Here is a 22,031-nt window from a genome sequence, read left to right as displayed (position 1 = left end):
CGGAGCGAGTCTGTCATGACTTTCCAGCACATCCTGTTTTCCATCGAGGACGGCGTTGCCTTCCTTTCATTGAACCGCCCCGAGCAGCTGAACAGCTTCAATACGGCCATGCGCCTGGAGGTGCGCGAAGCGCTCAGGCAAGTGCGCCGGAGCAGTGACGCGCGGGTGCTCCTGCTGACGGCTGAGGGCCGCGGCTTCTGCGCCGGCCAGGACCTGTCCGACCGCAACGTTGCCCCAGGCGCCGAAATGCCGGACCTCGGCCAATCGATCGACAAGTTCTACAACCCGCTGGTACGTACCCTGCGCGACCTGCCTTTGCCGGTGATCTGTGCGGTCAACGGCGTGGCGGCCGGTGCCGGTGCCAACATTCCCTTGGCCTGCGACCTGGTGCTGGCCGCCCGCTCGGCCAGTTTCATCCAGGCCTTCTGCAAGATCGGCCTGGTGCCGGACTCCGGCGGTACCTGGCTGCTGCCGCGCTTGGTCGGCATGGCCCGGGCCAAGGTGCTGGCCATGCTGGGCGAGCGCCTTGGCGCCGAACAGGCCGAGCAATGGGGGTTGATCCACCGCGTGGTGGATGATGCCGCGCTGCGTGATGAAGCCCTCACCCTCGCCCGCCACCTCGCCGCCCAGCCCACCTACGGCCTGGCACTGATCAAGCGCAGCCTCAATGCCAGTTTCGACAACGGTTTTGAGGCGCAGCTGGAGCTGGAGCGCGACCTGCAGCGCCTGGCCGGGCGCAGCGAGGACTACCGCGAAGGCGTGAACGCCTTCATGAACAAACGCACGCCAGCCTTCAAGGGGCGCTGAACATGGGCGCACTCGCAAGCAATGTCCAGGTGGGGGTGATCGGTGCCGGCGCCATGGGCGCCGGTATCGCCCAGGTCGCGGCCCAGGCCGGTCACCCCGTCAAGCTCTACGATAACCGCCCGGGTGCTGCCGCCCAGACGGTGACGGGTATCGATCGCCAACTGGCCCGGCTGGTGGACAAAGGAAAGTTGCTGGCCGCTGAACGCGAAGCGATCAATGCCCGCCTGTGCCCGGTCGATACACTCGAAGCCTTGGCAGATGCCGGCCTGGTCATTGAAGCCATCGTCGAAAACCTGCAGGTGAAGCAGGCGTTGTTCAGCCAGCTCGAAACCCTGTGCGCGGCCGACTGTATCCTTGCCAGCAATACTTCGTCACTGTCCATCACCAGCCTCGCCGCTGGCCTTGAACGCCCGCAGCACGTGGTCGGTATGCACTTTTTCAACCCGGCACCGCTGATGGCGCTTGTCGAGGTGGTGTCGGGCCTGGCAACCGACCCGGCAGTGGCCGCACGCATCTACGCCACGGCCCAGGCCTGGGGCAAGCAGCCGGTCCATGCGCGCTCTACACCCGGTTTCATCGTCAACCGGGTAGCGCGGCCGTTCTATGCCGAAAGCCTGCGCCTGCTGCAGGAAGGTGCCGCTGATTGCGCCAGCCTGGATGCGCTGATGCGTGACGCTGGCGGCTTCCGCATGGGGGCGTTCGAGCTGACCGACCTGATTGGCCATGACGTCAATTACGCTGTCACCTGTTCCGTATTCGATGCTTTCTATGGCGATTTCCGCTTCCAGCCTTCGCTGGTGCAGAAGGAACTGGTGGACGCCGGTCGCCTGGGTCGCAAGACCGGCCAAGGCTTCTATCGCTATGCCGAAGGCGTCGAGCGCCCGCAGCCGGCCGAACTGCACAGCTCCTCCCGTGCAGAGGCCTGCGTAGTCGAGGGCAACCTGGGGGTGATGCAGCCGCTGGTCGAGCGCCTTCGCCAAAGCGGCATTGCCGTGACCCAGCGCGCCGGTAGTGGCCTGATCCAGGTGGGCGACGCCACCCTGGCCCTGTCCGACGGCCGCCTGGCCAGCCAACGTGCCCGAGAGGACGGGCTGCGCAACCTTGTGCTGCTCGACCTGGCGCTGGACTACAGCAGCGCCACGCGCATTGCCATCAGCTGGTCAGCGGATACCAGCGACAGCGCCCGTGACCAGGCCGTAGCCCTGCTGCAGCGCGCAGGCTTGAAAGTGACCGGCATCGCCGACCTGCCCGGCCTGGTGGTACTGCGCACCGTGGCAATGCTTGCCAACGAGGCCGCCGATGCGGTGCTTCAGGGCGTCGGCAGCGCCGCCGACATCGACCTGGCCATGCGCGCCGGCGTCAATTACCCCTGCGGCCCGCTGGCCTGGGCGGCGAACGTCGGTATTGCCCATACCCTGCGCGTGCTCGACAACCTGCAGCGCAGCTATGGCGAGAGCCGCTACCGCCCTTCCCTGTTGTTACGCCGCTGTGAAGCCAAAGGAGGCACCCTGCATGACTGAAGAGCAACTGGCACAAGCCTGTGCCGACGCCATGTACGCCCGCGACCCGGCCACCCAGGGCCTGGGTATCAGCCTGCTGGATGCCGGCCCGGGCCGGGCCAGCCTGCGCATGGCGGTACGTGCCGACATGATCCAGGGGCATGGCACCTGCCATGGCGGTTTCCTGTTCGCGTTGGCCGATTCGGCGTTCGCCTTCGCCTGCAACAGCTACGACCAGGCCACGGTGGCGCTGGGCTGCAGCATCGACTACCTGGCCCCGGCGCTGCGCGATGACGTGCTCACCGCCCACGCCAGCGAAGTCAGCCGCAAAGGCCGCACCGGCCTGTATGACGTGCGCATCGACAACCAGCGCGGCGAATTGGTTGCGATGTTCCATGGCAAATCCTACAAAGTGCGCGGCACCGTGCTGGCGCAGGAGACGCAAGATGAATGAACCGACCCACGCCGATGCCTTGATCATCGACGCCGTGCGCACCCCCATTGGCCGCTATGCCGGGGCCCTGAGCAGCGTGCGCGCCGACGACCTGGCGGCCATCCCGCTCAAAGCCTTGATCCAGCGCCACCCCGAACTGGACTGGAAGGCCATTGATGACGTCATCTTCGGTTGCGCCAACCAGGCCGGCGAAGACAACCGCAACGTGGCTCATATGGCGAGCCTGCTGGCCGGGCTGCCAGTCGAAGTACCAGGGACCACGATCAACCGCCTGTGCGGTTCCGGCCTGGATGCCATCGGCAATGCGGCACGTGCCCTGCGCTGTGGTGAAGCAGGGCTCATGCTGGCCGGTGGTGTGGAATCCATGTCGCGTGCGCCGTTTGTGATGGGTAAGTCGGAGCAGGCATTCGGGCGTGCGGCCGAGCTGTTCGACACCACGATCGGCTGGCGTTTCGTCAACCCGCTGATGAAGGCCGCCTACGGCATCGATTCGATGCCGGAAACGGCCGAAAACGTGGCTGAACAGTTCGGCATCTCGCGCGCCGATCAGGATGCCTTTGCCCTGCGCAGCCAGCACAAGGCTGCAGCAGCTCAGGCCCGCGGCCGCCTGGCGCGGGAAATCGTGCCGGTCGAAATCCCGCAGCGTAAAGGCCCGTCCAAAGTGGTCGAGCATGACGAGCACCCGCGCGGCGACACCACGCTGGAGCAGCTGGCTCGGCTCGGCACGCCTTTTCGTGAAGGCGGCAGCGTAACGGCCGGTAATGCCTCCGGCGTGAATGACGGCGCTTGCGCCCTGCTGCTGGCCAGCAGTGCCGCGGCCCGCCGCCATGGCCTGAAGGCGCGCGGGCGCATCGTCGGCATGGCTGTGGCCGGGGTTGAGCCCAGGCTGATGGGCATCGGGCCGGTGCCTGCGACCCGCAAGGTGCTGGCGCTCACCGGCCTGGCACTGGCTGACATGGATGTCATCGAACTCAACGAGGCCTTTGCCGCCCAGGGGCTGGCCGTGTTGCGCGAGCTGGGCCTTGCCGACGACGACCCGCGAGTCAACCGCAACGGCGGCGCCATCGCCCTGGGCCATCCCCTGGGCATGAGCGGTGCCCGGTTGGTGACCACTGCCTTGCACGAGCTTGAAGAAACGGCCGGCCGCTACGCCCTGTGCACCATGTGCATCGGCGTAGGCCAAGGCATTGCCATGATCATCGAGCGCCTCTGAGCGGTTCAGACCCTGCGCTTGTTACCGAACTGAACGCAGCCGTATATGCTGCCTCCATGACACTCACCGCGCGGCCTGCAACCGCTGGCGCGCGGCGTACAAGAACAATTCGAGTGAAGCCATGAACATGTACCATGATGCCGATCGTGCCCTGCTGGACCCGATGGAAACCGCCAGCGTCGATGCCCTGCGCCAGCACCAGCTGGAACGTCTGCGCTGGAGCCTGAAGCACGCCTACGACAATGTGCCGTTGTACCGCCAGCGCTTTGCCGAGTACGGCATCCACCCTGATGACCTCAAGTGCCTGGAAGACCTGGCGAAGTTCCCCTTCACCGGCAAGAACGACCTGCGCGACAACTACCCCTACGGCATGTTTGCCGTGCCCCAGGAAGAAGTGGTGCGCCTGCATGCCTCCAGTGGCACCACCGGCAAGCCGACGGTGGTCGGCTACACCCAGAACGATATCGACACCTGGGCCAATGTGGTTGCCCGTTCGATTCGTGCGGCCGGCGGGCGCAAAGGTGACAAGGTGCATGTGTCCTACGGCTACGGGCTGTTCACCGGCGGGCTCGGCGCGCACTACGGTGCCGAACGCCTGGGCTGCACCGTGATCCCCATGTCCGGTGGCCAGACCGAAAAGCAGGTGCAGCTGATTCGCGACTTCCAGCCCGACATCATCATGGTCACGCCGTCCTACATGCTCAACCTGGCTGATGAAATCGAGCGCCAGGGCATCGACCCGCACGACCTCAAGCTGCGCCTGGGCATTTTTGGTGCCGAGCCGTGGACCGACGAGCTGCGCCGCTCGATCGAGCAGCGTCTGGGCATCAATGCCCTCGATATCTACGGCCTTTCGGAAATCATGGGGCCCGGGGTGGCAATGGAGTGCATAGAGACCAAGGACGGCCCGACCATCTGGGAAGACCACTTCTATCCCGAAATCATCGACCCTGCCACCGGCGAAGTGCTGCCGGATGGCCAACTGGGCGAGCTGGTGTTCACCTCGCTAAGCAAGGAGGCATTGCCGATGGTGCGCTACCGCACCCGCGACCTCACCCGGCTGCTGCCAGGCACCGCTCGGCCGATGCGGCGGATCGGCAAGATCACCGGCCGCAGTGACGACATGCTGATCATTCGCGGGGTCAATGTGTTCCCGACTCAGATCGAGGAACAGGTGCTAAAAATAAAACAGCTTTCTGAGCTTTATGAGATTCATCTGTATCGCAATGGAAATCTGGACAGTGTCCAGGTGCACGTGGAGCTGCGCGCAGAGTGCCAGTACCTTGACGAAGGCCAGCGCAAGCTGGTTGTCGGGGAGTTGAGCAAACAGATCAAGACTTACATCGGTATCAGCACCCAGGTGCACCTGCAGCCCTGCGGCACGCTCAAGCGCTCCGAGGGCAAGGCGTGCCACGTGTTCGACAGACGGTTGGCCAGCTGACCCATTCGGCTGCCATTTCGGCCCCGGCATTGTCCGGGGCCTTTTTTTTGCCTGCGTTCTGCCGGGCACGCGCTGCTGCCCGACAGCCCTCTTGGCTGTCAATGTGATACACAAATCTTACTTGATACACATAAATGTGTTTGACGTTATGTTTTGTATCGCTTACAAATGACTCATGCCTTAGCAGGAGTCGCAGCACATGTACGCACAGCTAGTGGAAACCGGAGTCAAGCGCATCAAGTCGCTGGAAGAGATGTCCCCCGAGGAACGCAACTTCCAGGAAAAGATCGACGCCGAAATCAAGATCGAAGCCAAGAACTGGATGCCCGAGGCCTACCGCCAGACCCTCATCCGGCAGATCTCCCAGCACGCCCACTCTGAAATCGTCGGCATGCTGCCCGAAGGCAACTGGGTCACCCGTGCCCCCAGCCTCAAGCGCAAACTGCAGCTGATGGCCAAGATTCAGGACGAAGCCGGCCACGGCCTGTACCTGTACAGCGCCATGGAAACCCTGGGGGCTGACCGCGACGAAGAAATCGCCAAACTGCACAGCGGCAAGGCCAAGTACTCGAGCATCTTCAACTACCCCACCCTCAGCTGGGCCGACATGGGCGCTGTGGGCTGGCTGGTGGACGGCGCCGCCATCGTCAACCAGGTGGTACTGCAGCGCACCTCTTACGGCCCCTACTCCCGCGCGATGATCCGTATCTGCAAGGAAGAGAGCTTCCACCAGCGCCAGGGCTACGAAATGCTCCTGACCATGATGCGCCAGGGCACCCAAGCCCAGCGCGACATGGTTCAGGACGCCATCAACCGCCTGTGGTGGCCGGCGCTGATGATGTTCGGCCCGAGCGATGAACACTCGCCCAACAGCGCCCAGTCGATGGCCTGGAAGATCAAGCGCCAGACCAACGACGAACTGCGCCAGCGCTTCATCGACCAGACCGTGCCGCAGCTGGAACTGCTTGGCTGCACTGCGCCTGACCCTGAGCTGAAGTGGAACGCCGAGCGCGGCCACTACGACTTCGGCGAAATCCAGTGGGACGAGTTCTACGAAGTGATCAAGGGCAATGGCCCATGCAACCTGGAGCGTGTCGCCACCCGGCGCAAGGCCATCGAGGACGGCGCCTGGGTACGCGAGGCCGCAGTGGCCTATGCGCGCAAGCAACAGAACAAGAACGCCGCCTGAGCGGCGATAGATGCGGAGATCGAAAATGTCTGTCTGGACCCTTTACGAAGTGTTCGTGCGCAGCAAGCACGGCCTTAACCACAAGCATGTCGGCAGCGTGCACGCCGCCGATGCCGCCATGGCCATCGAGAATGCCCGCGAGCTCTACACCCGCCGTAGCGAAGGTGTGAGCCTGTGGGTGGTGCCGTCGGCGCTGATCACCGCCTCCTCCCCCGACGAGAAAGACCCGCTGTTCGCCCCCGCGGACGACAAGGTCTATCGCCATGCCAGCTTCTACGAGCTGCCCGACGAAGTCGGACACATGTGAGGTGGGCCATGCATAAAGAAGCCCTTATCCCCTACCTGCTGTTGCTCGGCGACAGCGCCCTGGTCCAGGGCCAGCGCCTCTGCGAATGGTGTGGCCGTGCCCCGGCCATCGAGGAAGAGCTGGCCCTGATGAACGTCGGCCTCGATCTGGTCGGCCAGGCCCGCAACTGGCTGGAGTATGCCGCCGAGCTGCTCGACGATGGCCGGGATGCCGATGCCCTGGCGTTCCGCCGTGACGAGCGCGCCTACCGCAACCTGCTGCTGGTCGAGCAACCCAACGGTGACTTTGCCGTGACCATGACCAAGCAGTTCCTTTACGACGCGTGGCACTTCGCCGTGCTCCAGGGGCTGGTCGAGTCCAGCGACGCGCGAATCGCCGGTATTGCCGCCAAGGCCCTGAAGGAAGTCACCTACCACCTGCGCCGGTCCAGCGAATGGGTACAACGTCTGGGCGGTGGTACCGATGCCAGCCGCCAGCGCATGCTCGCCGCTATCCCGGCACTGTGGCGCTTCACCGTTGAACTCACCGCTGGCAGCGACAACGAAGTCCGTCTGGCCGAATGCGGTATCGGCGCCGATCCCGCTACCGTCGGCGCCAGCTGGCTGAAGCAGGTCGCCGCGACGTTTGCTTCGGTCGAACTGCCGCTGCCCAAGGCCGCCAGCCACTTCTATCTGGATGGCCGCAAAGGCCTGCACACCGAGCATCTGGGCCTGCTGCTGGCCGAAATGCAGTTCCTTCCAAGGGCCTACCCCGATGCAACCTGGTGAACTGATTGCCGGCGACCGCGGCGCACGGGCACAGCAAGGCGACGACCTGGCCCGCGCCTGGGCGGTATTGGGCCAGGTCATGGACCCTGAAGTGCCGGTGGTCAGCGTGGTCGACCTGGGGATCGTGCGCGATGTCGATTGGCGCGCCGGCCACCTGCACCTGGTGGTTACCCCGACCTACTCTGGCTGCCCGGCCACCGAAGTGATCGAAGGGGATATCCGCCAGGCGCTGGAACAGGCCGGTTTCACCGCGCCAGACCTGGAGCGTCGGCTGACCCCGGCCTGGAGCACCGACTGGATCACCGAACTGGGCCGCGAGCGCCTGCGCGCTTATGGCATTGCGCCGCCGCAAGGCAGCGCCAGCAAGCGCAGCCTGCTCGGCGAAGCCCCCCAGGTGTGCTGCCCGCAATGCGGCAGCGCCCATACCGAATTGCTCAGCCAGTTCGGCTCCACGGCCTGCAAGGCGCTGTACCGCTGCCGCGAGTGCCTGGAGCCATTCGACTATTTCAAATGCATTTGAGCCGTGGAGACCACCATGAGCCAGTTTCACAGCCTGACCATCAAGCAAGTGCGCAATGAGACCCGTGATGCGGTATCGATTGCCTTCGATGTGCCCGAGCACCTGCAGGACCAGTTCCGCTTCACTCAGGGCCAGTACCTGGTCATGCGCACCCAGCTGGACAACGAAGAAGTCCGCCGCTCCTACTCCATCTGCAGCGCCGTGCAGGAAGGCGAGCTGCGCGTGGCCGTCAAGCGCGTGCCGGGCGGGCGCTTCTCGGCGTTTGCCAATGAAGTGCTCAAGGCCGGCCAGCAGCTGGAAGTGATGCCGCCATCGGGGAGCTTCTTCGTGCCACTGGACCCGGCTCGCCAGGGCAACTATCTGGGGGTAGCTGCCGGCAGCGGCATCACCCCGATACTGTCGATCATCGCCACTACGCTGGCCAGCGAGCCGCACAGCCGTTTCACCTTGCTGTACGGCAACCGTTCCAGTTCGGGGGCGCTGTTCCGCGACAAGCTCGAAGACCTGAAAAACCGTTACCTCGACCGCTTGAACCTGATTTTCGTGTTCAGCCGCGAACAGCAGGATGTCGACCTGTACAACGGCCGCATCGACGCCGACAAATGCGGCCAGCTGTTTTCGCGCTGGCTGGACGTTGCCGGGCTGGACGCGGCATTCATCTGCGGCCCGCAGGCGATGACCGAGACCGTGCGTGACAGCCTGCAGGCCAACGGCATGGCCAAGGAACGCATTCACTTCGAGCTGTTCGCCGCCGCCGGCAGCGAGGCCCGCCGCGAAGCCCGTGAGGCGGCACGCCAGGTGGATTCGGCGCTTAGCCATATCACCGTGATCAGAGACGGCCGGGCACTGAGCTTCGACCTGCCGCGCAACACCCAGAACGTGCTGGACGCCGGCAACGCCATTGGCGCCGAGCTGCCCTACTCGTGCAAGGCCGGCGTGTGCTCCACCTGCAAGTGCCGGGTGATCGAGGGCGAAGTGGAGATGGACAGCAACCATGCCCTCGAAGACTACGAAGTGGCGGCCGGGTATGTGCTGTCGTGCCAGACCTACCCGGTGAGTGACAAGGTGGTGCTGGACTTCGACCAGCTGTAGACCGAGTCGGCTGCTTCGCGGGTAAACCCGCTCCTACAGGGGCTGCGCAAGGCCTTAGGGCGGCATCCTTGCCTGCGAAGAGGGGCTAAGCAGCAACGCAATACCCCGCGTGACCTCAACAAAACAATTACAACACCCAGAGATCGCAACCCATGACACCCGAACGCATAGAAAGCATCGCCAACCACCCCGACTTCCAGCACCTGGTACGGCGCAAACGCCGCCTTAACGGCAGCCTGACCCTGGCCATGCTGGTGGTCTACTACGGCTTCGTCCTGCTGGTTGCGTTTTCGCCCAGCACCCTCGGCCAGTCCCTCAGCGGCGGCGTGACCACGGTCGGCATGCTGGTGGGCGTGCTGATGGTGCTGCTGTCCTTTGCCCTGACCGGCATCTACGTACACCGCGCCAACAACGTGCTCGACCCGCTCAACGACAAGGTCAAGCAGGAGTGCGCACAATGAACTGGACAGCCATTTCGATGTTCATGGTGTTTGTCTGCTTCACCCTGCTGGTCACCCGCTGGGCGGCCCTGCGCACCCGCTCGGCCAGCGACTTCTACACCGCCGGCGGCGGCTTGAGCGGCATGCAGAACGGCCTGGCGATCGCGGGCGACATGATCAGTGCCGCTTCGTTCCTGGGCATTTCCGCGATGATGTTCATGAACGGCTACGACGGCCTGTTGTATGCCCTCGGTGTCCTGGCAGGCTGGCCGATCATCCTGTTCCTGATTGCCGAGCGCCTGCGCAACCTGGGCAAGTACACTTTCGCCGACGTGGTCAGCTACAGGCTGGCGCAAACCCCGGTGCGCTTGACCTCGGCTTTCGGCACCCTGGTGGTGGCGCTGATGTACCTGGTGGCGCAAATGGTCGGCGCCGGCAAGCTGATCGAGCTGCTGTTCGGCATCAGCTACCTGTACGCCGTGATGCTGGTCGGTGTGCTGATGGTTGCGTATGTCACCTTCGGTGGCATGCTCGCCACCACCTGGGTGCAGATCATCAAGGCGGTAATGCTGCTGTCGGGCACCAGTTTCATGGCCTTCATGGTGCTCAAGCACTTCGGCTTCAGCACCGAGGCCATGTTTGCCAGCGCCGTGGCCGTGCATGCCAAGGGCCAGGCGATCATGGCCCCAGGCGGCTTGTTGTCCAACCCGGTGGACGCCATTTCCCTTGGTTTGGGCATGATGTTCGGCACCGCTGGCCTGCCGCATATCCTGATGCGCTTCTTCACAGTCAGTGATGCCAAGGAAGCACGCAAGAGCGTGTTCTACGCCACCGGTTTCATTGGTTACTTCTACCTGCTGCTGATCGTTGTCGGCTTTGGCGCCATCGTCATGGTCGGCACCGAGCCGTCCTACCGCGACGCCACTGGCGCCATCATCGGTGGCGGCAACATGGTCGCCGTGCACCTGGCCCAGGCCGTGGGGGGCAACCTGTTCCTCGGCTTCATCTCAGCCGTGGCCTTCGCCACCATTCTGGCTGTGGTCGCTGGCCTTGCGCTGTCCGGGGCATCGGCGGTGTCCCACGACCTGTATGCCTGCGTGATGCGCAAAGGCAAGGCTACCGAGCAAGAGGAAATGCGCGTGTCACGCATTGCCACGCTGGTCATCGGCCTGCTGGCGGTGATCCTGGGCCTGATGTTCGAGTCGCAGAACATTGCCTTCCTCTCCGGCCTGGTGCTGGCGGTGGCCGCTTCGGTCAACTTCCCGGTGCTGCTCCTTTCCATGTTCTGGAAAGGCCTGACCACCCGCGGCGCGGTGTGCGGCAGCATGGCCGGACTGGTCTCGGCGGTGCTGTTGGTGGTGCTGGGCCCGGCGGTGTGGGTCAACGTGCTGCACAACGAAACGGCGCTGTTCCCCTACAGCAACCCTGCGCTGTTCTCCATGAGCCTGGCCTTCCTCAGTGCCTGGGTGTTCTCGGTTACCGACAGCTCCGAACGTGCCGTTGAAGAACGGGGTCGCTACCTGGGCCAGTTCATCCGCTCCATGACCGGTATCGGCGCGGCTGGCGCCAGCAAACACTGACTTCAAGGACGAACAGACATGTCGGGTAAAACAACAACAATGAACCGCACACACTTCCTGTCAGCCGCCTGGCTGGCCACCTTCGCCCTGCCGATGCCCGCGCTGGCTGACTTCATCGGCGACAGCCATGCACGCCTGGAGCTGCGCAACCACTACATCAACCGTGATTTTCGCCAGAGCAACGCCCCGCAGGCCAAGGCTGAGGAATGGGGCCAGGGCTTTACCGCCAAGCTGGAATCGGGCTTCACCGAAGGCCCGGTCGGCTTTGGCGTGGACGCCCTGGGGCAGTTGGGCATCAAGCTCGACTCCAGCCGCGACCGTCGCAACACCGGCCTGCTGCCTTTTGGCCCGAACAGTCACGAACCGGTCGACGACTACAGCGAGCTGGGCCTGACCGGCAAGGTACGTGTGTCCAAGAGCACCTTGCGGCTGGGCACCTTGCAGCCGATCCTGCCGGTGGTGGTGTACAACGACACCCGCCTGCTGGCGTCCACCTTCCAGGGTGGCCTGCTCACCAGTCAGGACCTCGATGGCCTCACCTTCAATGCCGGACGCCTGACCAAGGCCAACCTGCGTGACTCCTCTGGCCGCGACGACATCGGCTATGGCGCTGCCAGCAGTGACCACCTGGACTTTGGTGGTGGCAGCTACGCCATCTCCCCGCAAACCACGGTCAGCTATTACTACGCCAAGCTCCAGGACATCTACCGTCAGCAGTTCGTCGGGCTGATCGACACCCGCCCACTGGCAGAAGGCGTGAGCCTGCGCAGTGACCTGCGCTACTTCGACAGCCGCAATGACGGTGCCGAGCGTGCCGGCAACATCGACAATCGTAACTTCAACGCCATGTTCACCCTGGGCGTGCGGGCGCACAAGTTCACCGCCACCTGGCAGCAGATGTCCGGTGACAGCGCCTTCCCGTTCGTCAACGGCGGCGACCCGTTCACCGTCAACCTGGTCACCTATAACACCTTCACCCGCGCCGGGCTGGACTCTTGGCAAGTGCGCTACGACTACGACTTCGTTGCCATGGGCATCCCCGGCCTGAGTTTCATGACCCGCTACACCGACGGTCGCCACGCGGAAACTGCCACCGTGACCAATGGCCGCGAGCGCGAGCGCGACACCGACATTACGTATGTCATCCAGAGTGGCCCGCTCAAGGACGTCAGCCTGCGCTGGCGCAATGTCACCTTCCGCTCCGGCAACGGCCTGACCAACGCCGTGGACGAAAACCGCCTGATCATCGGCTACACCCTGGCGCTGTGGTAACAGCGCCCCCCACTTTTTGAACAGCATGGAGAACAGCATGTCTGCCGCCCCTACTCTGCAAAGTTTCATCGCCGGCCGTTGGCTCGGCCAGCACGGCGCCCAGGCCCTGCGCAGCGCCCTCGACGGCCACGAACTGGCCTACAGCCATGAAGAGCGCCCGGACTTCGCCGAAGCTGTGGACTACGCGCGTGCACGCGGCCTTGCTTCGCTGATGGGCATGGATTTCCAACAGCGTGCCCAACGCCTCAAAGCCCTGGCCCTGTACCTGGCCGAACGCAAGGAGCAGCTCTACGCCCTGTCGCACCACAGCGGCGCCACCCGGGCTGACAGCTGGATCGATATCGAAGGCGGCAACGCCACGCTGTTCTCCTATGCCGGTATCGGCAGCCGCGAGCTGCCGTCGGGTAACCTGGTGCACGAGGGCCCAGCCATACCGTTGGGCAAGCAAGGCCATTTCGCCGGTAGTCATATCCTGGTGCCACGGGCAGGCGTTGCGGTGCACATCAACGCGTTCAACTTCCCCATCTGGGGCATGCTGGAAAAGTTTGCCCCGACGTTCCTCGCCGGTATGCCCTGCATCGTCAAGCCGGCGACCTCGACCAGCTATTTGACCGAGGCCGTGGTACGCCTGATGAGTGCTTCCGGCCTGCTGCCCGAAGGCAGCCTGCAGCTGGTTATCGGCAGCACCGGCGACCTGCTCGACCGCCTGCAGGGGCAGGACGTGGTGACCTTCACCGGTTCCGCCGACACTGCCGCGAAACTGCGCGTGACGCCCAACCTGATTCGTAACTCGGTGCCGTTCACCGCCGAGGCCGACTCGCTCAACTGCGCCATCCTCGGCCCGGACGTGAGTCCGGACAGCGAAGAATTCGACCTGTACATCAAGGAAGTGGTGCGTGAAATGACCACTAAAGCCGGGCAGAAGTGCACCGCCATCCGCCGCGCGATCGTCCCGGCCAGGCACCTGGATGCCGTTGCCACGCGCCTGCGCGAGCGCCTGAGCAAGGTCGTGGTAGGCGACCCGTCGCTTGAAGGTGTGCGCATGGGGGCCCTGGCCTCCCATGACCAGCAGCGCGACGTTGGCGAGCGTGTGCGCAGCCTGCTGCAGAGTTGTGACCAGCTGTTCGGCGCCAGCGATGGCTTTGCCCCGCGTGGCGAAGGCGTGGCAGAAGGCGCGTTCTTTGCGCCAACCTTGTTGCAGGCCCGCGACCCACATGCCGAGGGCGGCGCCCACGATATCGAAGCGTTCGGCCCGGTCAGTACGCTGATGGCCTATGACGACCTCGACGAAGCCTTGGCACTGGCTGCCCGTGGCAAAGGCAGCCTGGTGGCGACCCTGGTCACCGCCGACCGCAGCGTGGCCGCCAAGGCTATCCCGGTGGCTGCTGCCTGGCATGGCCGTCTGCTGGTGCTCGATAGCCAGGCCGCCAAGGAGTCCACCGGTCACGGCTCGCCGCTGCCGCAGCTCAAGCACGGTGGCCCGGGCCGCGCCGGCGGTGGTGAAGAGCTGGGAGGCCTGCGTGCGGTCAAGCACTACCTGCAGCGCGCCGCAGTACAAGGCTCGCCGAGCATGCTCACGGCGGTCACCGGCGAGTACGTGCGCGGCGGCGAAGTGATCGAAACCGAAGTACACCCGTTCCGTCGCTACTTCGAGCAGCTGCGTGTCGGCGAGTCGCTGCTCACCCATCGCCGCACCGTGACAGAAGCTGACCTGGTGAATTTCGGCTGCCTGTCAGGCGACCATTTCTACATGCACTTCGACGAAATCGCCGCCAAGGCCTCGCAGTTCGGTAAACGCATTGCCCACGGTTACTTCGTACTGTCGGCAGCGGCCGGGCTGTTCGTGTCGCCCGGCGCCGGACCGGTATTGGCCAACTATGGGCTGGACACCCTGCGCTTCATCAACCCGGTGGGCATTGGCGATACCATCCAGGCGCGCCTGACCTGCAAGCGCAAGATCGACCAGGGCAAGACCAGCCCGCTGGGGCAGCCGCAGGGGGTGGTGGCGTGGGATGTGGAAGTAACCAATCAGCTGGGTGAATTGGTGGCCAGCTATGACATCCTGACCTTGGTGCTGAAAAAACCAGCATGATGTGTTGACGCTACTGGCCTCTTCTCGGGCAAGCCGCCTCTGACCGGCACTGCACAGCTCCCCCGTAGGAGCGGGTTCACCCGCGAAGAGGCCAGTAGCTGCTCAAGGCACTTGGGATCAATGCACCTAAGTGGCTGCCGTGAATTACTCAGGCACCTGAAACCGTTGGTCAGCGACTGCCAATGCTCAGTGGACCTCTGGCGTGCACCTGTCGCTCTTAATTCATAAGGATCATGAACGAGGACTGCACCATGAATTCCCTACTGCGAATGGGTGGCGGCAATGTTGAAGATGACTGGCCGGAGCTGGAGCCGGATCGACGCAATGATCGGGCAGACGACCCGGATACCGACCCTAATGTGACTGATGATGAGGAAAACCGGCCCGGCGTTCCGGCCAGCGACCCTGAGTCTGGCGCCTGACACTAGAAGTGTCAGCGTACACTGCAGGAGCGGGCACGTCCGTTCCTGCAGTTTCTTTAACCGGTTGCAGGCGAGCTGTTAAACCATCGCCGCCGGATCGCCCACCGACTGGTTGGGCTTGCTCCCCGAAATCCGCCAGCTCACGGCGGTAATCCCGTAGCGCTCGGCCATCGGCCGACTGACCTTCCTGATCTTCTCGCGACCGAACTTGGGAATGATGCCGATGCCCGCATCACAACTTGCCCAATGCCAGGCCTCGGCATTGTCCAGGCGTTCCAGGCGGATGATGAAACTGCGCGGCTGGTCATGCAGTTTGTAATCGATTATGTACAGCTGTGGGCTAGGCATCGCAGGGGGCCTCCTCTTCTCCATGGATGACCTTTTGATTGATCGGGCCATGGCCAGAAGATTCAAAATTTTTGTCGACCTTTGTTACCGGTGGCCGAATGTGTGCCCCTGTCTAGGTTTCGAGAGCCTGTTTTATCGCTGTGCTTGATCGCTTTGCTGCTGACCGTCGGTACAAAAAGCAGCACACAATATATTTGCGTGACGGAGATGACCGTTCGTCAGCTTCAACGCAACGTTTATTGCCAGCCAGGGCCGAAACTTCATGCAATGAAGGAATTGCCCAGGAGCCTGAATGAAGCCAGTCAAGCATCGCGCCACCATCATTTGCCGGCATGGCAAGCAGCGCCACAAATGGTTGTGGGTAAGAAAGCCCAACGCGCCCTGGACCCTTCCAGGCGGCAAGATCGAGCCCGGCGAGACACCTATGCAGGCCGCCGAGCGGGAGTTGCTGGAAGAGACTGGGCTACAGGCTGAATCGCTGGTTTTGTTGATGCGCCATGAAACGCCAGAGCGTGTGCATTACGTGTTCGCAGCGGAGTTTGCCGAAGCACCGCAGCCCAAGGCCCGGCACGAAATTTCCGACTGCCGCTTTGCCCACCTGGATCAGGTGGCTCTCGTGAAGGGCGAGATCAAGGCCCTGATCCGCTCCTTGCTGGCTTGTGACGCGGGCACGGCGGCGTCCGTTCGGTAAGCTAGGCGTGCACACTCCACTGAACGGTGTCTGACGCGATCGGCATCTCGTCGATTGCATGGATCATTCCGTTTTCCAGCGCCTCCCGCGGCGCCAGTATCCTTGGATAGGCCATTAGATAACGCGGTACATCCAAAACCTCGGCCGCGCCTTTCGTGCGCTCCGCCACGATCTGCGCATACAGGCGCAGGTCGTAATCCAGGCTCATCGCATACTCGGACATCCGCGAATGGTCCACCGACCCATGCAAGGTCCAATGAAACGGGTGGAAAAGAAACTTGCTGAAACTGCAAGCCGTGCGTCGCTCCCCGGCAAGGAAGAGGATATTGCCCATGGATTCCACCGTACCCAGATTGTGGGTGTGCACCTCCACGGGTAACGTCCGCAGAAAGTTGTACAGGGTAAACCCATAGCTGCATTCACCGCCCATGGTGGCGATGTTCAGTTGCAGAAGCTCGGCACCCTGTTGCAATGCCCGCGAGCAGGTCGTGATCAGGTTGCCGCAGGTAGACGAATTGATCGGTCCGGTGAAGTGGATGATATGTCTGGCCATGCTTGCCTCCACGGGTGGCAGGTCATTGCTTGATCTTTTGCCCATCGTCGCCCAGCCCGGCCCTCTGGCGGTGGGCGAAACGCTCGAATGTCATCCTGGCACCCTTCCATGAAACGGGTATGCGGTGGAGACGCCAACTGCCGCAAAGTTCAACTCGGCGTCAGCATTTCCGTTGGTCAAGCGTTGTGAACCCTCGGCGGTCTTTGCCGGTCGCACCTTCAGAGCGACCGAACTAGGAACCGGCAGTGAGGACGGCAGCGTGAGCGATATTCGCATCGGTATCTCCGGGTGGCGCTATGGCCCCTGGCGCAAGGATTTCTACCCCAAAGGCCTGAAACAGGACGATGAACTGGCATTCGCTTCACGGGCGGTGAACAGCATCGAGATCAATGGCTCGTTCTACAGCCTGCAGACGCCCGAGCGCTATCTGGGCTGGCGTGAAGCAACGCCGGAAGGTTTCGTGTTCGCGGTCAAGGGGCCGCGCTATATCACCCATGTCCGGCGGTTGAAGGAAATCGAAGAGCCTGTGGCCAATTTTTTCGCTTCCGGCCCGCTGCTGTTGGGCGAAAAGCTCGGGCCGTTCCTGTGGCAGTTCCCCCCTAGCATGAAGTTCGATGAAGACCGTTTTGCCCGGTTCCTGGAGCTGCTGCCACACACACGCGAAGCGGCCCGTGAACGCGCCCAAGGCTGCGCCGAGCGCCTGAAGGGTAATGGCAGCCTTGCCATCAAGGGCAATGCGCGCTTGCGCCACGCCGTGGAAATCCGCCACGAGAGCTTCCTCTGTGAAGCCTTCGTCAAGCTGTTACGCAAACATCGCGTGGCGCTGGTGGTTGCCGACAGCGCCGGCAAATGGCCCTGTGCCGAAGATGTAACCGCCGACTTCGTCTACATGCGCCTGCACGGGGATGTGGAGTTGTACAGCAGCGGATATACCGCACGCGCGCTGCGGCGCTGGAAGCAGCGTATCCAGCTATGGAGCGAAGGTAACCAGGCTGACGATGCCCGCCTGATCGTGCCGGGGCCGCCGCCTCGGTGTGCGGCACGGGATGTGTATTGCTACTTCGACAATGACCAGAAGGTTCACGCGCCATACGACGCCAGGCGCTTGCTGCAAAAGCTGTCGCTGGACCATGAGCTGATGACCGAGCCCGGCGTGGTACCGGAGGTGGCCTTGTGAACAAGACCCTGCCCGCCCCGCGCTGCATCATCGACAAGGTGACCGCTGTTCGTCGGCTGAATGTGCTGACGCTGAACGTGCACAAAGGCTTCACCTTCTTCAACCGGCGCTTCATCCTGCCCGAGTTGCGCGAGGCGGTGCGCGCCACCGGCGCCGACCTGGTGTTTTTGCAGGAGGTGCACGGCAGTCATCAGCAGCATGCCTTGCGCCACCCAGCCTGGCCCGAAACGCCGCAGTACGAGTTTCTGGCCGACAGCATGTGGCCGCAGTTCGCCTATGGCCGCAATGCGGTCTATCCCCATGGCGACCACGGCAACGCGCTTTTGTCGAAATTCCCCATCAGGCGCTTCAACAACCTGGATGTTTCGGTGCAGGGCAATGAACAGCGTGGCCTGCTGCATTGCCAGCTGGAGGTGCCGGGCCATGACGAGGTGCATGCGGTATGCGTGCACCTGGGCCTGCGGGAAGCCCACCGGCAGCGCCAGGTGAAGCTGATGCTCGACCTGCTGGCCAGCCTGCCGCCCAACGCGCCGGTCATCATCGCCGGCGATTTCAACGACTGGCGGCTGAAGGCGGACGCGGTACTGAGCGAACACCTGACAGAGGCCTTCGGCACCCCGGCGCGCAGTTTCCCCGCGCGCCTGCCGTTGTTGCGCCTGGACCGCATCTACCTGCGAAACGCGGTGCCGGGCGCAGCCCAGGTGCTGTCCAAATACCCGTGGTCGCATCTGTCCGACCATGTACCACTGGCTGCGGAGATCAACCTGTGAACCGACCTTGGGTAGACGGCAACAGCGTGCAGTTGCTGATCAATGGCGAGCAGTATTACCCCCGCGTGTTCGAGGCCATGGCCCAGGCGCGGGAAGAAATATTGCTGGAAACCTTCATCATCTTCGACGACAAAGTGGGCAAGCAATTGCAGCAGGTGTTGATCGAGGCTGCCCGGCGCGGTGTACGCGTGGAAGTGGTCGCGGATGGCTACGGCACAGCCGAGCTACCGGCTGAATTCATTTCAGCGATGACCGACGCGGGTGTCAGCTTTCATGCCTTCGATCCACAACCCCGCTTGTTGGGCATGCGCACCAACCTGTTTCGCCGTTTGCACCGCAAGATCGTGGTGGTCGATGGTGAGCGGGCCTTCATCGGCGGTATCAACTACAGCGCCGACCATTTAGGCGACTTTGGTGCGATGGCCAAGCAGGACTATGCCGTGGAGGTCACTGGGCCGGTAGTGGCGCAGGTACATTCAGCCAGTAAGCGCCTGATGTCTCCCGTGCTGCAGCCACCCAGTGCGGTACGCCCGGTTACCGAGCCCGCCGGTAGCAGCAGTGCTGTGTTGATCGAGCGTGACAACGGCATGCGCAGCACCGATATCGAGGCACACTACCTTCAGGCGTTTCGTAAAGCCCGGCAACGCATTGTGGTCGCCAATGCGTATTTCTTTCCAGGCTACCGGCTGATGCGTGAGCTGCGCAACGCGGCCCGGCGTGGCGTGGAGGTTCGGTTGATTTTGCAGGGCCAGCCCGACATGCGCTGGGTACGCGCACTGTCGCGCCTGCTGTACAACTACCTGCTGCGCGACGGCGTGAAGATTCATGAGTACTGCCAACGGCCGTTGCACGGCAAGGTGGCACTGGTGGACGACCAATGGGCCACCGTCGGCTCCAGCAACCTCGACCCCCTGAGCCTGTCGTTCAACCTGGAGGCCAACCTGTTCATTCGTGACCGGGCCTTCAACCAGCAACTGCACCAGCATCTGCAGACACTGGCCAGCGAGCAATGCAAACCGGTCACCCTGGAGCGCATGATTCGCGGCTACTGGTGGCGAGCACCGTTGATCTTCGTGTGCTTCCACGTGATCCGCCACTTCCCGCGCATTGCGGGCTGGTTCCCTGCGCACCGGCAGCGTTTGCGCTCGGTGCAGCCGGAAGCCGAACCCCAGGGCAACTTGCACGAGGGCAACTCCTGATGGCGCGCAAAAGCTGGCAAACGTGGGGCAAACGCCTGTTCACACTCGCGTTTCTGATCCTGATCCCTGTGCTGCTGTACCTGCTGGCGCGCAATCTGGACTGGAACGAAGTGCGCCAGTCTTTGCTCGCCTACAAGCCTGGCACCCTTGCCATCGGCTTGGCGATCGCGTTGTGCAGCTACTTCGCGTTTGCCAGTTACGACCTGTTGGCCCGGGCTTACACCGGCCATACGCTACCTGCCCGGCAGGTATTGCCCGTCGCGTTCGTGTGCTACGCCTTCAACCTCAATTTCACTACCTGGGTAGGCGGGGTTGCCTTGCGCTACCGCCTTTATGGGCGGTTGGGCCTGGATACCGCGACCATTACACGAATCCTCACCTTGGGGCTGTTGACCAACTGGATGGGCTATATGCTGCTGGCCGGCACCGTATTTGCCCTGGGCCTGGTCGAGATGCCCGGCAACTGGGCGGTGGGCACTACAGGCCTGCGCCTGATCGGCCTGCTGTTGCTGGCGATTGCGGGCGGCTACCTGCTGGCCTGTGGTTTTGCCAAGAAGCGCACCTGGTGCTGGCGCGACCACGAAGTGACGCTGCCCTCGCTGCGTCTGGCGCTGTGCCAGGTGGCGCTGGGTGCCAGTAACTGGGCACTGATGGCGCTGCTGATCTTCTGGCTGCTACCGGGCGAAGCGTTCTACCCGTCGATTCTCGGCATCCTGCTGATCAGTTGTGTGGCCGGCGTGGTGGCGCATATCCCTGCGGGGCTGGGTGTGCTGGAAGCGGTGTTCCTGGCCCTCCTGCATGGGCAGATGGGCCAGGGCACGCTGGTGGCGGCCCTGCTCGGCTACCGCACGTTGTACTACCTGATTCCGTTGCTGTTGGCGGTGGTGACCTACCTGATCCTGGAAAAGCGCGCCAAGGCCATGCGCTTACGGGACAAGCCAGCCCGGACCTGAAAGGGGCCATGTGCGCTGGAGGTGGCAGATGCGACGCGTTGCATGGCACCGGCTTTGCCGGTGTTCGCGGGTAAACCCGCTCCTACGGGGGGACGCTCCGAGAAAACAACCAGGCCCAAGGCATGCGCCATAAATGTAGGAGCGGGTTTACCCGCGAAGCAGGCAACACGCTGCATGGCACCGGCTTTGCCGGTGTTCGCGGGTGAACCCGCTCCTACGGGGGACGCGCCAAGAAACCAACCAGGCCCAAGACATGCGCCATAAATGTAGGAGCGGGTTTACCCGCGAAGCAGGCAACACGTTGCATGGCACCGGCTTTGCCGGTGTTCGCGGGTGAACCCGCTCCTACGGGGGGACACGCCGAGAAACCAACCAGGCCCAAGCCATGCGCCGTAAATGTAGGAGCGGGTTTACCCGCGAAGCAGGCAACGCAACACCCTAGGCCCAAAGGACTGGGCGACCGGGTGAAAAGGCAGCCCGCCTACTGGCTTCAGGGCGATATCGGATCGCTCGCCGGAAAGGTTTCATCCAGTGCATTGTCCACCGCGTTCTCACTTGGCTTTTCACCGCAATGGCAGTCCTGCATCCGGCATGGCTCACTGTTGCTGTGCCCGCTGGCACAGGCCTGGCAGCAGTAGGCCTTGCCGTCGCGTTGCAAGGCATTGGCATCCACCGTGCAGGAACAGTGCGCGCAGGCGCAGCGTTGTTCGTTCATGGCTTGCTCTCCTCGTCATCAATCACATCGTCGGTCCAGGGCACCCCGTCCAGCGGCGCGGATCGGGCCAGTTCGGCCTCGTCCAGGCCAACCCCGCCACCGATCTCATCGGCATCCACCTCGCGCAGACGCTGGTCTGCCGGGCCGCCACTGCCGCCCGGTTCGTGGGGGTCGCGGGCACCGGTTTCGTCCAGCAGGGTGTCCGGGCTCAAATCGTCGTAGGTGACATTGTCCTCATGCAGGCTGTCTTTCAGCGCCTCGCCGCCGGTCATGCCACTTTGCGCCACGCGCCGGGGGGGAAACTCACGGTCGACCTCGGCGGCCGGTCGCTCGTCGCCCACACGCCCTTCGCGCTCATCCAGGCGTTCATCGAAATCCAGCTCATGCACGCTGCCCATGCGGTCTTCGATGTCATCGATTTCGGTGGGGGTGTATGGCTTAGGTGCATCGGGTCGGGTCATGTGCGTTCTCCATCAGGTGGCTTCATTCGGTCGACTACGCCAGCTCACGGAAGATTCAGAGTTTTTTGA

Annotated in this window: 23 protein-coding genes and 1 pseudogene; 20 read left to right on the top strand and 4 right to left on the bottom strand. The window is 63.3% G+C overall.

Features of this window, described 5'->3' with window-relative positions; all coding sequences use genetic code 11:
- The first annotated feature begins 15 nt into the window (after window positions 1-15).
- The 15 genes and pseudogenes from paaG to C4Q27_RS26680 all read left to right on the top strand — a co-directional run bounded on the left by paaG (window position 16) and on the right by C4Q27_RS26680 (window position 15,095).
- Window positions 16-807 (top strand): 2-(1,2-epoxy-1,2-dihydrophenyl)acetyl-CoA isomerase PaaG, encoded by a 792-nt coding sequence (paaG, locus tag C4Q27_RS26750; RefSeq protein WP_104887646.1) that lies wholly within the window; start codon window positions 16-18, stop codon window positions 805-807.
- A 2-nt stretch (window positions 808-809) separates the two neighbouring features.
- A complete protein-coding gene (paaH, locus tag C4Q27_RS26745) occupies window positions 810-2,327 on the top strand; it encodes a 3-hydroxyacyl-CoA dehydrogenase PaaH (RefSeq protein WP_064492056.1) in 1,518 nt (505 codons plus the stop codon).
- Window positions 2,320-2,760 carry a hydroxyphenylacetyl-CoA thioesterase PaaI gene (paaI, locus tag C4Q27_RS26740; RefSeq protein ID WP_064492055.1) on the top strand — a complete coding sequence of 147 codons (441 nt, stop codon included), beginning with the start codon at window positions 2,320-2,322 and terminating at the stop codon, window positions 2,758-2,760. The genes paaH and paaI overlap by 8 nt, the downstream gene beginning before the upstream one ends.
- Window positions 2,753-3,973 (top strand): 3-oxoadipyl-CoA thiolase, encoded by a 1,221-nt coding sequence (gene pcaF, locus C4Q27_RS26735; protein ID WP_064492054.1) that lies wholly within the window; start codon window positions 2,753-2,755, stop codon window positions 3,971-3,973. Before paaI ends, pcaF begins: the two co-directional genes overlap by 8 nt.
- Before the next feature lie 121 nt (window positions 3,974-4,094).
- Window positions 4,095-5,414 carry a phenylacetate--CoA ligase PaaK gene (gene paaK / locus C4Q27_RS26730; RefSeq protein WP_064492053.1) on the top strand — a complete coding sequence of 440 codons (1,320 nt, stop codon included), beginning with the start codon at window positions 4,095-4,097 and terminating at the stop codon, window positions 5,412-5,414.
- Between the two features lie 199 nt (window positions 5,415-5,613).
- Complete coding sequence (paaA, locus tag C4Q27_RS26725) at window positions 5,614-6,603, top strand: 1,2-phenylacetyl-CoA epoxidase subunit PaaA (RefSeq protein ID WP_010954157.1); 990 nt, start codon at window positions 5,614-5,616, stop codon at window positions 6,601-6,603.
- Window positions 6,604-6,628: 25 nt separating this feature from the next.
- Entirely contained in the window at window positions 6,629-6,910 is a 282-nt protein-coding gene (gene paaB / locus C4Q27_RS26720) for a 1,2-phenylacetyl-CoA epoxidase subunit PaaB (RefSeq protein ID WP_013972614.1), read from the top strand.
- A gap of 8 nt (window positions 6,911-6,918) precedes the next feature.
- Window positions 6,919-7,677 (top strand): 1,2-phenylacetyl-CoA epoxidase subunit PaaC, encoded by a 759-nt coding sequence (gene paaC / locus C4Q27_RS26715; RefSeq protein ID WP_064492052.1) that lies wholly within the window; start codon window positions 6,919-6,921, stop codon window positions 7,675-7,677.
- Entirely contained in the window at window positions 7,664-8,197 is a 534-nt protein-coding gene (gene paaD / locus C4Q27_RS26710) for a 1,2-phenylacetyl-CoA epoxidase subunit PaaD (protein WP_020190807.1), read from the top strand. The genes paaC and paaD overlap by 14 nt, the downstream gene beginning before the upstream one ends.
- Window positions 8,198-8,212: 15 nt before the next feature.
- A complete protein-coding gene (paaE, locus tag C4Q27_RS26705; RefSeq protein WP_064492051.1) occupies window positions 8,213-9,289 on the top strand; it encodes a 1,2-phenylacetyl-CoA epoxidase subunit PaaE in 1,077 nt (358 codons plus the stop codon).
- Between the two features lie 152 nt (window positions 9,290-9,441).
- Entirely contained in the window at window positions 9,442-9,750 is a 309-nt protein-coding gene (locus C4Q27_RS26700) for a DUF485 domain-containing protein (RefSeq protein ID WP_004374508.1), read from the top strand.
- Window positions 9,741-11,309 (top strand): annotated as a pseudogene (locus tag C4Q27_RS26695) (cation acetate symporter); the annotation flags it as partial. The gene C4Q27_RS26700 and the pseudogene C4Q27_RS26695, both read left to right, overlap by 10 nt.
- A 39-nt stretch (window positions 11,310-11,348) precedes the next feature.
- On the top strand, window positions 11,349-12,581 hold the full coding sequence (locus C4Q27_RS26690; protein ID WP_104887645.1) for an OprD family porin: 1,233 nt from the start codon (window positions 11,349-11,351) through the stop codon (window positions 12,579-12,581).
- A gap of 37 nt (window positions 12,582-12,618) precedes the next feature.
- Window positions 12,619-14,673 (top strand): phenylacetic acid degradation bifunctional protein PaaZ, encoded by a 2,055-nt coding sequence (gene paaZ, locus C4Q27_RS26685; protein ID WP_104887644.1) that lies wholly within the window; start codon window positions 12,619-12,621, stop codon window positions 14,671-14,673.
- Between the two features lie 251 nt (window positions 14,674-14,924).
- On the top strand, window positions 14,925-15,095 hold the full coding sequence (locus C4Q27_RS26680; protein WP_061405658.1) for a hypothetical protein: 171 nt from the start codon (window positions 14,925-14,927) through the stop codon (window positions 15,093-15,095).
- Between the two features lie 78 nt (window positions 15,096-15,173).
- Here the strand turns inward: C4Q27_RS26680 and C4Q27_RS26675 are convergent, their stop codons facing one another.
- Window positions 15,174-15,443 carry a DUF6555 family protein gene (locus C4Q27_RS26675; RefSeq protein WP_004374494.1) on the bottom strand — a complete coding sequence of 90 codons (270 nt, stop codon included), beginning with the start codon at window positions 15,441-15,443 and terminating at the stop codon, window positions 15,174-15,176.
- A 292-nt stretch (window positions 15,444-15,735) separates the two neighbouring features.
- Between C4Q27_RS26675 and C4Q27_RS26670 the strand changes: the two genes are divergently transcribed.
- Window positions 15,736-16,134 carry an NUDIX hydrolase gene (locus C4Q27_RS26670; RefSeq protein WP_064492047.1) on the top strand — a complete coding sequence of 133 codons (399 nt, stop codon included), beginning with the start codon at window positions 15,736-15,738 and terminating at the stop codon, window positions 16,132-16,134.
- A gap of 1 nt (window position 16,135) precedes the next feature.
- On the opposite strand, the gene C4Q27_RS26665 is transcribed toward C4Q27_RS26670, so the two are convergent.
- On the bottom strand, window positions 16,136-16,687 hold the full coding sequence (locus C4Q27_RS26665) for an ATP-dependent Clp protease proteolytic subunit (protein WP_064492046.1): 552 nt from the start codon (window positions 16,685-16,687) through the stop codon (window positions 16,136-16,138).
- A 259-nt stretch (window positions 16,688-16,946) separates the two neighbouring features.
- On the opposite strand from C4Q27_RS26665, the gene C4Q27_RS26660 reads away from it, so the two are divergent.
- Genes C4Q27_RS26660 through C4Q27_RS26645 form a run of 4 tightly spaced genes read left to right on the top strand, consistent with a single transcriptional unit; the run spans window position 16,947 to window position 20,786 of the window.
- The gene (locus C4Q27_RS26660; RefSeq protein ID WP_064492045.1) at window positions 16,947-17,864 is read left to right on the top strand and encodes a DUF72 domain-containing protein; all 918 of its coding nucleotides are present in this window, start codon (window positions 16,947-16,949) and stop codon (window positions 17,862-17,864) included.
- Entirely contained in the window at window positions 17,861-18,634 is a 774-nt protein-coding gene (locus C4Q27_RS26655) for an endonuclease/exonuclease/phosphatase family protein (protein ID WP_064492044.1), read from the top strand. Before C4Q27_RS26660 ends, C4Q27_RS26655 begins: the two co-directional genes overlap by 4 nt.
- On the top strand, window positions 18,631-19,833 hold the full coding sequence (gene clsB, locus C4Q27_RS26650) for a cardiolipin synthase ClsB (RefSeq protein ID WP_064492043.1): 1,203 nt from the start codon (window positions 18,631-18,633) through the stop codon (window positions 19,831-19,833). Before C4Q27_RS26655 ends, clsB begins: the two co-directional genes overlap by 4 nt.
- On the top strand, window positions 19,833-20,786 hold the full coding sequence (locus C4Q27_RS26645; RefSeq protein WP_064492042.1) for a lysylphosphatidylglycerol synthase domain-containing protein: 954 nt from the start codon (window positions 19,833-19,835) through the stop codon (window positions 20,784-20,786). The genes clsB and C4Q27_RS26645 overlap by 1 nt, the downstream gene beginning before the upstream one ends.
- Before the next feature lie 490 nt (window positions 20,787-21,276).
- On the opposite strand, the gene C4Q27_RS26635 is transcribed toward C4Q27_RS26645, so the two are convergent.
- Window positions 21,277-21,501, bottom strand: coding sequence for a metallothionein (locus C4Q27_RS26635; RefSeq protein WP_020190819.1), 225 nt, complete (start codon window positions 21,499-21,501; stop codon window positions 21,277-21,279).
- Window positions 21,498-21,962, bottom strand: a complete 465-nt coding sequence (locus C4Q27_RS26630) for a hypothetical protein (protein WP_064492041.1) — start codon at window positions 21,960-21,962, stop codon at window positions 21,498-21,500. The genes C4Q27_RS26635 and C4Q27_RS26630 overlap by 4 nt, the downstream gene beginning before the upstream one ends.
- Window positions 21,963-22,031: the final 69 nt, after the last annotated feature.

Origin of the sequence: Pseudomonas sp. SWI36 (assembly GCF_002948105.1) — a bacterium.
In the GTDB taxonomy this organism is placed as follows: Bacteria; Pseudomonadota; Gammaproteobacteria; order Pseudomonadales; family Pseudomonadaceae; genus Aquipseudomonas; species Aquipseudomonas alloputida.
This window is presented reverse-complemented; position numbering and strand designations above follow the sequence as displayed.

Coding starts and splice junctions, on each gene's coding strand:
- paaG (WP_104887646.1), top strand. CDS start 16: ATGACTTTCCAGCACATCCTGTTTTCCATCGAGGACGGCGTTGCCTTC.
- paaH (WP_064492056.1), top strand. CDS start 810: ATGGGCGCACTCGCAAGCAATGTCCAGGTGGGGGTGATCGGTGCCGGC.
- paaI (WP_064492055.1), top strand. CDS start 2,320: ATGACTGAAGAGCAACTGGCACAAGCCTGTGCCGACGCCATGTACGCC.
- pcaF (WP_064492054.1), top strand. CDS start 2,753: ATGAATGAACCGACCCACGCCGATGCCTTGATCATCGACGCCGTGCGC.
- paaK (WP_064492053.1), top strand. CDS start 4,095: ATGAACATGTACCATGATGCCGATCGTGCCCTGCTGGACCCGATGGAA.
- paaA (WP_010954157.1), top strand. CDS start 5,614: ATGTACGCACAGCTAGTGGAAACCGGAGTCAAGCGCATCAAGTCGCTG.
- paaB (WP_013972614.1), top strand. CDS start 6,629: ATGTCTGTCTGGACCCTTTACGAAGTGTTCGTGCGCAGCAAGCACGGC.
- paaC (WP_064492052.1), top strand. CDS start 6,919: ATGCATAAAGAAGCCCTTATCCCCTACCTGCTGTTGCTCGGCGACAGC.
- paaD (WP_020190807.1), top strand. CDS start 7,664: ATGCAACCTGGTGAACTGATTGCCGGCGACCGCGGCGCACGGGCACAG.
- paaE (WP_064492051.1), top strand. CDS start 8,213: ATGAGCCAGTTTCACAGCCTGACCATCAAGCAAGTGCGCAATGAGACC.
- C4Q27_RS26700 (WP_004374508.1), top strand. CDS start 9,442: ATGACACCCGAACGCATAGAAAGCATCGCCAACCACCCCGACTTCCAG.
- C4Q27_RS26690 (WP_104887645.1), top strand. CDS start 11,349: ATGAACCGCACACACTTCCTGTCAGCCGCCTGGCTGGCCACCTTCGCC.
- paaZ (WP_104887644.1), top strand. CDS start 12,619: ATGTCTGCCGCCCCTACTCTGCAAAGTTTCATCGCCGGCCGTTGGCTC.
- C4Q27_RS26680 (WP_061405658.1), top strand. CDS start 14,925: ATGAATTCCCTACTGCGAATGGGTGGCGGCAATGTTGAAGATGACTGG.
- C4Q27_RS26675 (WP_004374494.1), bottom strand. CDS start 15,443: ATGCCTAGCCCACAGCTGTACATAATCGATTACAAACTGCATGACCAG.
- C4Q27_RS26670 (WP_064492047.1), top strand. CDS start 15,736: ATGAAGCCAGTCAAGCATCGCGCCACCATCATTTGCCGGCATGGCAAG.
- C4Q27_RS26665 (WP_064492046.1), bottom strand. CDS start 16,687: ATGGCCAGACATATCATCCACTTCACCGGACCGATCAATTCGTCTACC.
- C4Q27_RS26645 (WP_064492042.1), top strand. CDS start 19,833: ATGGCGCGCAAAAGCTGGCAAACGTGGGGCAAACGCCTGTTCACACTC.
- C4Q27_RS26635 (WP_020190819.1), bottom strand. CDS start 21,501: ATGAACGAACAACGCTGCGCCTGCGCGCACTGTTCCTGCACGGTGGAT.
- C4Q27_RS26630 (WP_064492041.1), bottom strand. CDS start 21,962: ATGACCCGACCCGATGCACCTAAGCCATACACCCCCACCGAAATCGAT.